Below are 7,553 nucleotides of genomic sequence, written 5' to 3'. Positions count from 1 at the left end.
CCTGGATCAGATGCTTGATGAAGGCCTCGCCGGCGTACTTGCGCGCGCCCGCACTCGCCTGCAGGATGACCGGTGCGCCGACTTCGGCCGCAGCCTGCATCACGGCCTGCACCTGCTCGAGGTTGTTGACGTTGAATGCCGGGATGCCATAGCCGTGTTCGGCGGCATGGTCCAGCAGCTGGCGCATGGAAACGAGAGGCATGGTTGGCCCTCCAGGGAGTTGCGAATTCTTGAGCGCGGCTCCGGATCCCGTAACCACGCCGTAACTGCGCGGGATTCTAGCGGCCCCATCGCCGCCGCGCCCCCCGGAAATGCGGGCAAGCGCGCTTGCGCGCGCCGCGCCCGAAGGCTAGCCTTGTCCGCGTGACCGTTCGCCTCGACCTTGACCATCTCACCCTGTGGATGACCGCCGCGGCGCGTGAGCATTCCCTGGACCTGGCCGACCATGTGGCCGAGCGCACCGGCGCCAGCCGGCGCGCCGCACAGGCCGCGCTGCGTCGCCTGGTTGACGCTCAGTGGCTGCGCCGCGAGGGCAGCAGCCGGCGCCCCGTCTACCACCCCGGCGCGCTGCGCCAAGTGGCACGCAGCTACACCCTGCATGGTTTGCAGGAGGACCTTCCCTGGCAGCGCGACTTCGCGCCCCACTTCGAGCTGCCGCGCCATGTGGCACGCATGGTGCAGCACGGCTTCACCGAGCTGCTGAACAATGCCATCGACCACAGCGGCGGCAGCAGCGCCACCGTGTCCCTGCGCCAGACCCCCAGCCATGTGCAGTTGCTGGTCTCTGACGACGGCTGCGGCGTTTTCGACAAGATCTGCACCCGCTTCGAGATCAGCGATGCCCAGCATGCGATGCTGGAGCTCAGCAAGGGCCGGCTGACCAGCCAGCCCGAGGCGCATACGGGCCGCGGCCTCTTCTTCAGCGCCCAGCTGGCCGACGTGTTCGACATCCACGCCAACAACACCGCCTTCCAGCGCCGGGCCTGGGAAGCCAGCGGCTGGCAGCGCGGCCGCGCCCTGCCCCGCCAGGGCAGCTCCATCTACATGGCCATCGCTCTGGACACCACCCGCAGCCTGGAACAGGTGATGGCGGACTGGAGCCGGGCCGGCGATGGCATCGAGTTCGACCACACCCGGGTGTGTCTGCGCCTGCTCGCGGGACCGGGGCAGGCCCTGGATTCACGTGCCCAGGCGCGCCGTGTGGCGGCCCGGCTGCCGGACTTCAAGCGCGTGGAGATCAGCTTTGAAGGCGTGGAGGACGTGGGCCACGGATTCACGGACGAGCTGTTCCGCGTCTTTGCCCGGGCCCGCCCCGAGGTGGAGCTGGTGCCCACCCATATGACGCCGCGCATCGCGGCCCTGGTGGCCAGCGCACGCAAGGCCTGAGCCTGCGGCTCAATCCACCCGGCAGACCTTGAGCATATTGGTGCCGCCCGGGTAGCCCATGGGCTCGCCGCAGGTGATGGCATAGGTGTCGCCCGGCATCAGCACGCCGCGCTCGATCAGCAGCAACTCGGCCGCCTTCAGGGCCTGGTCGCGATCATCGAACTTGGGCATCAAGAGGGGGCGCACATTGCGGTAGAGATTGAGCTTGCGCTGGCTGACCTCCTGGGTGGTCAGGGCGAAGATGGGCACATTGATGCGGTGGCGGCTCATCCACAGCGCGGTGGAGCCCGACTCGGTCAGGGCCACGATGGCTTTGCAGCCCAGGTGGTAGGCGGTGAACAGCGCGCCCATGGCGATCGACTGGTCGATGCGGCCGAACTGGCGGCCGGTGAAGTCGGTGTCCAGGTTCACGAACTCGGCGCGTTCGGCCTCCAACGCGATGGCGGCCATCTGCTCGATGGTTTCCACCGGGTACTTGCCGGCAGCGGTCTCGGCGCTGAGCATCACGGCGTCGGTGCCGTCCAGCACGGCATTGGCCACGTCGGAGACCTCGGCGCGGGTGGGCACCGGGTTCACGATCATGGACTCCATCATCTGGGTGGCGGTGATGGTCACCTTGTCCAGCTCGCGGGCCAGCTTGATCATGCGCTTTTGCAGGGCCGGCACGGCGGCATTGCCCACCTCCACGGCCAGATCGCCGCGGGCCACCATGATGCCGTCGCTGGCCTTGAGGATGGACTCCAGCTGCGGGATGGCCTCGTAGCGCTCGATCTTGGCGATCATGGCCGGCTTGTGGCGATAGGCCTCGCCGGCCACATTGGCCAGCTGACGCGCCATCTCCATATCGGTGGCGTTCTTGGGAAAGCTCACCGCCAGGTATTCGCACTGGAAGGACATGGCGGTCTTGATGTCCTCCATATCCTTGGCCGTCAGGGCCGGGGCGGTCAGGCCGCCGCCCTGCTTGTTGATGCCCTTGTTATTAGACAGCTCGCCGCCCAGCTTGACCGTGGTGTGCACCTGGGAGCCCTTGACCGAGTCCACGGTCAGCACCAGCAGGCCGTCGTTGAGCAGCAGGGTGTCGCCGGGCTTCACATCGCGCGGCAGCTCCTTGTAGTCCAGGCCCACGATCTGCTCATTGCCCAGCTCCGTGCGGTCGGCGTCCAGGATGAAGGGCGTGCCGGGAATCAGCTCGATCGTGCCGTTCTCGAATTTGCCCACGCGGATCTTGGGGCCCTGCAGGTCGGCCATGATGGCCACCGAGCGGCCGGCCGCGGCAGCGACCTCGCGCACCATGCGGGCGCGGTCGATATGGTCCTGGGCCTTGCCGTGCGAGAAGTTCAGGCGCACGACATCCACGCCGGCCCGGATCATGCGCTCCAGCACCTCCGGGGACGAGGAGGCCGGGCCGAGGGTGGCAACGATCTTGGTGGCGCGGGTCATGATGGGGCTGTCTCTCGCTGAAATCTAGTTACAGCGAAAGATTATGGACCGCAACAAGCACCGCGCCATGGTTTCAGCAGGTTTCAGGCTCGCGTGGCGTGCACATCGGCCGCGGCCAGCGCGGTCATATTGACGATGCGACGCACCGTGGCCGAGGGCGTGAGGATGTGCACCGGGGCCGCCGCGCCCAGCAGGATGGGGCCTATGGTCACGCCTTGGCCGGCCACGATCTTCAGCACATTGAAGAGGATGTTGGCCGCGTCCAGCGAGGGCAGCACCAGCAGATTGGCCGCGCCCTGCAGCTTGCTGTCGGGCAGGAAGGTGGCGCGCACGCTCTCCGACAACGCCGCGTCACCATGCATCTCGCCCTCGCACTCGATCTCGGGGTGGGCGGCGGCAAACAGCTCGTGCGCACGCCGCATCTTCTGCGCCGAGGGTCGCTTGCTGGAGCCGAACATGGAGTGCGAGACAAAGGCCAGCTTGGGCGGCAAGCCAAAGCGGCGCAGTTCCTCGGCCGCCATGGCGGCGATCTCGGTCAGCTGCTCGGCATCCGGGCTGTCATTGACGAAGGTATCGGTCACGAACAGGGTCTGCTTGTCCAGCATCACCGCATTCATGGTGGCGAAGCAGTGCGCGCCCTCGCGCAGGCCGATCAGGTCCGACACATGCTCCAGGTGCGAGTCGAAGCGCCCCACCATGCCGCAGATCATGGCATCGGCATCGCCCAGCTTGATGGCCAAGGCCCCGATGGTGGTGTTGGAGCGGCGCACCGCGGCCTTGGCCATGTCCGGCGTGACCCCGTTGCGCCCCATCAGCTGGTGATAGGTCTCCCAGTACTGGCGAAAGCGCGGATCGTTCTCGGGGTCGATCACCGCCACGTCCTGGCCCAGCTTCAGGCGCAGACCGGCACGTTGCACCCGCATGGCAATCACCTCGGGGCGCCCGATCAGGGTGGGTCGGGCCAGACCTTCGTCCAGCACCACCTGCACCGCGCGCAGCACGCGCTCGTCCTCGCCCTCGGCGTAGATCACGCGCGCCGGCTTGGCCTTGGCGGCCGCGAACACCGGGCGCATGAACATGCCGGTCTGGTAGACAAAGCGCGAGAGCTCCTGGCGGTAGGCCTCCAGATCGGCGATGGGGCGCGTGGCCACGCCCGACTCGGCGGCAGCCCGGGCCACGGCCGGGGCGATGCGCAGGATCAGGCGCGCATCAAAGGGCTTGGGAATCAGATAGTCGGGGCCGAAGGCCAGGTCTTGCCCGGCATAGGCGGCCGCCACCTCGTCGCTGGTTTCGGCCTTGGCCAGGGCGGCGATCTCGCGCACGCAGGCCAGCTTCATGGCTTCCGTGATCTTGGTCGCGCCGCAATCGAGCGCGCCGCGGAAGATGTAGGGGAAGCACAGGACGTTGTTGACTTGGTTGGGATAGTCCGAGCGGCCGGTGGCGATGATGCAGTCGGGCCGCGCGGCCTTGGCCAGCTCGGGGCGGATCTCGGGCTCGGGATTGGCCAGTGCCAGGATGATGGGCTGGTCGGCCATGGTCTTGACCATCTCCGGCGTCAGCACCCCGGCGGCCGAGCAGCCCAGGAAGACGTCCGCCCCCGCGATCACCTCGGCCAGGGTGGCGGCCTCGGTGGTCTGGCAGTAGCGCTGCTTGCTCTCGTCCAGCTTGCCGTCCTTGGCATCCTGGCGCCCCTTGCGGATCACGCCCTTGGAGTCCACCACGAAGATGTGCTCGCGCTTCACGCCCAGGCCCACCATCACGTCCAGGCAAGCAATGGCCGCAGCGCCCGCCCCCGAGGCCACCAGCTTGACCTGGCCGATGTCCTTGCCCACCAGCTCCAGACCATTGAGCAGGGCGGCGGCACTGATGATGGCCGTGCCGTGCTGATCGTCATGGAAGACGGGAATGTTCATGCGATCACGCAACTGCTTCTCGATATAGAAGCATTCGGGCGCCTTGATGTCTTCCAGATTGATGCCGCCCAGCGTGGGCTCCATGGCCGCGATGATCTCGACCAGCTTGTCCGGATCACGCTCGGCCAGCTCGATGTCGAAGACATCGATGCCCGCGAATTTCTTGAACAGGCAGCCCTTGCCCTCCATCACCGGCTTGGCGGCCAGGGGGCCGATATCGCCCAGGCCCAGCACCGCCGTGCCATTGGTCACCACGCCCACCAGATTGGCGCGTGAGGTGTAGTCGGCCGCCAGCGAGGGATCGGCCTCGATGTCCAGGCAGGGATAGGCCACGCCCGGCGAATAGGCCAGGGACAGATCGCGCTGGTTGGACAGGGCCTTGGTGGGCGTGACGGAAATCTTGCCGCGTGTGGGCGCGCGGTGGTAGTCCAGCGCGGCCTCGCGCAGGGCGGCCTCGGCCGGCGACAGATTGGACTTGTTGGGGCTGCTGCTCATCCCGCGTCTCCTCAATACAGGGCGGGCAAGATTACCCTGCTTATCCCTGCGCGCCGATGCCGAGTGTTTTGCCTGCCATGCAAAGATGGCAAGGTCCCTGCCGGTGGTGTATGCCTGCGTCAGAAGACCTCATGTGGCGGAAAACCCCGTTCTGCGCCCCGTCCCGCGCCTGCGCGTGAATTGCGCACGCATGCAATCCTGCCGGCGCCGCGAAAATACCCGGCCTCCCCGAACGCCCCCATCATGTCCGACAAGCCTTACCTGCGGCGCCGTGCTTGGCTGCGCCAACAACTGCTCTTGCCGCTGCTGAGCTCGCTAGGCGGCGCTGCCGCGCTGACCCATGCCAGCTCGGCTCGAGCGCAAGCCGCCAGCGCAGAGGCCGTCAATGGCTCGGGCGCATCCTTCCCATCCCTGGTCTATCAGCGATGGGCTGCCAGCTATCTGAAGGCGACGGGCCGTCAGGTCAGCTATCTGGCCACCGGGTCCGGCGAGGGACAGAAACTGATTAGCGCCCGCAAGGTGCATTTCGGTGGCACCGACTCGCCGCTCCCGCCCGAGGAGCTGAGCAAGCGGGAGCTGATTCAGTTGCCCATGCTGGTCGGCGGCATCGTGCCCGTCGTCAATCTGCCCGGCATTGGCGATGCCAGACTGCGCCTGAGCGGCCCAGTGCTGGCCGAACTGATGAGCGGGGAGATCGAACGCTGGAACGACGCCAGGATCAGCGCCGTGAACCCGGGGCTCAGCCTGCCTGCGCTGCCCGTGCGGCGTGTGGTGCGGGCTGACAAATCGGGCACCAGCGAGGGTTTTACCCGCTATCTCAGTGCCGTGTCGGCCGGCTTCTCCAAGAGCGTCGGTGCGAGCTCGCAGCCCAAGTGGCCCGGCGAAGTCGAGTCCGCCGAGGGCAATGATGGCGTGGTCAAGGCCTTGAAGGCCCGGGCCGGCACTCTGGCTTATGTGAGCTACGACCGCGTGCAACGAGACCGGCTCAGCAGTGCCAGCCTGCTCAACGCGGCGGGCCAGTGGGTCGCCGCCGGGGAGGCGGGGTTCCGCTCGGCCATTGCCAACAGCGATGTGGCCCGAAAAGGGGACGATCTGGCCTCCCTGATGAATCGTGAGGGCGCCGAGAGCTGGCCCATCACCATGACCAGCTTCATCCTGATTGACGCCCGCCCGCCCAGCGGCGCGGCAGCGACCCCAGTGCTGCATTTTCTGTACTGGTGTCTGATGCACGGCGATGAGTTGCTGCGAGGCACGGGGTTCGCGCCACTACCCATCGCTCTGCAATCCAAGCTGGCCGGCCGCCTGAGCCTCGTCAAGCCCCGCGACAACAAGCCGCCGGCTTACCAAGCAGGCTGAAGGCGCAAGGACAGCCGCCTGTTAATCAGGCCCACATGGCGGTTGCAGGCGAAACGCGCGTCGCCTCCTTGAAGAGAAATTGGGTGCGTTGGCACCCAATCACCACGGACTCAGCCCTGAGCCCGGCGGCTCAGGATCTCGAAGGCCGGCAAGGTCTTGCCTTCCAGCACCTCCAGGAAGGCGCCGCCGCCGGTGGAGATATAGCCGACGTCCTTCTCGATGCCGTACTTGGCGATGGCGGCCAGGGTGTCGCCGCCACCGGCGATGCTGAAGGCCTCCGAGGCCGCAATGGCGCGGGCCACGGCCTCGGTGCCGCCGGCAAAGGCGTCGAACTCGAACACGCCCACCGGGCCGTTCCAGACGATGGTGCCGGCCGCCTTGAGCTTGTCGGCCAGGATGGCGGCGGTCTTGGGGCCGATGTCCAGGATCAGGTCATCGTCGGCCACCTCGGTGGCGGCCTTGGTGGTGGCCGGAGCGTCGGCGGCGAAGGTCTTGGCGGTGACCACGTCCACCGGGATGGGCACCTCGGCGCCGCGGGCCTTCATGGCCTCGATCACGGCCTTGGCATCGGCCAGCAGATCGGGCTCGGCCAGGCTCTTGCCGATCTTCAGGCCTGCGGCCAGCATGAAGGTGTTGGCGATGCCGCCGCCCACGATCAGGCCGTCCACATTCTTGGACAGGCTTTGCAGAATGGTCAGCTTGGTCGAGACCTTGGAGCCGGCCACGATGGCCACCAGGGGGCGCTTGGGCGCGGCCAGGGCCTTGGTGATCGCGTCGATCTCGGCGGCCAGCAGGGGGCCGGCGCAAGCGATCTTGGCGAACTGGGCGATGCCGTAGGTCGTGCCCTCGGCGCGGTGGGCGGTGCCGAAGGCGTCGTTGACGTAGATGTCGCACAGAGCGGCCATCTTCTTGGCCAGCTCTTCGTTGTTCTTCTTCTCGCCCTTGTTGACGCGGCAGTTTTCC

Annotated in this window: 6 protein-coding genes; 2 read left to right on the top strand and 4 right to left on the bottom strand. The window is 67.2% G+C overall.

Features of this window, described 5'->3' with window-relative positions; all coding sequences use genetic code 11:
• Nucleotides 1–202, bottom strand: a 202-nt coding sequence (locus ACK5F2_RS16040; protein ID WP_409866397.1) for a class II fructose-bisphosphate aldolase, incomplete at its 3' end; no start/stop codon positions are given.
• Nucleotides 203–363: 161 nt separating this feature from the next.
• Here ACK5F2_RS16040 and ACK5F2_RS16035 point away from each other — a divergent pair.
• Nucleotides 364–1,386 carry an STAS-like domain-containing protein gene (locus ACK5F2_RS16035; protein WP_409866395.1) on the top strand — a complete coding sequence of 341 codons (1,023 nt, stop codon included), beginning with the start codon at nucleotides 364–366 and terminating at the stop codon, nucleotides 1,384–1,386.
• Between the two features lie 9 nt (nucleotides 1,387–1,395).
• Here ACK5F2_RS16035 and pyk read toward each other — a convergent pair whose 3' ends face one another.
• Together pyk and ACK5F2_RS16025 are read right to left on the bottom strand one after the other, a co-directional pair.
• Nucleotides 1,396–2,826 (bottom strand): pyruvate kinase, encoded by a 1,431-nt coding sequence (gene pyk, locus ACK5F2_RS16030; protein ID WP_409866392.1) that lies wholly within the window; start codon nucleotides 2,824–2,826, stop codon nucleotides 1,396–1,398.
• An 83-nt stretch (nucleotides 2,827–2,909) separates the two neighbouring features.
• Nucleotides 2,910–5,234 (bottom strand): NADP-dependent malic enzyme, encoded by a 2,325-nt coding sequence (locus tag ACK5F2_RS16025; RefSeq protein WP_409866389.1) that lies wholly within the window; start codon nucleotides 5,232–5,234, stop codon nucleotides 2,910–2,912.
• Between the two features lie 243 nt (nucleotides 5,235–5,477).
• Between ACK5F2_RS16025 and pstS the strand changes: the two genes are divergently transcribed.
• Entirely contained in the window at nucleotides 5,478–6,590 is a 1,113-nt protein-coding gene (gene pstS / locus ACK5F2_RS16020; RefSeq protein WP_409866388.1) for a phosphate ABC transporter substrate-binding protein PstS, read from the top strand.
• A gap of 110 nt (nucleotides 6,591–6,700) precedes the next feature.
• On the opposite strand, the gene ACK5F2_RS16015 is transcribed toward pstS, so the two are convergent.
• Nucleotides 6,701–7,553 (bottom strand): phosphoglycerate kinase (locus tag ACK5F2_RS16015; RefSeq protein ID WP_409866386.1); only part of this gene is annotated, 853 nt, incomplete at its 5' end.

The organism is Roseateles sp., assembly GCF_046300915.1.
In the GTDB taxonomy this organism is placed as follows: Bacteria; Pseudomonadota; Gammaproteobacteria; order Burkholderiales; family Burkholderiaceae_C; genus Kinneretia.
The sequence above is the reverse complement of the archived record's forward strand: the minus strand, read 5'-3'. Positions and strand labels throughout refer to the sequence as shown.

Coding starts and splice junctions, on each gene's coding strand:
- ACK5F2_RS16025 (WP_409866389.1), bottom strand. CDS start 5,234: ATGAGCAGCAGCCCCAACAAGTCCAATCTGTCGCCGGCCGAGGCCGCC.
- pyk (WP_409866392.1), bottom strand. CDS start 2,826: ATGACCCGCGCCACCAAGATCGTTGCCACCCTCGGCCCGGCCTCCTCG.
- pstS (WP_409866388.1), top strand. CDS start 5,478: ATGTCCGACAAGCCTTACCTGCGGCGCCGTGCTTGGCTGCGCCAACAA.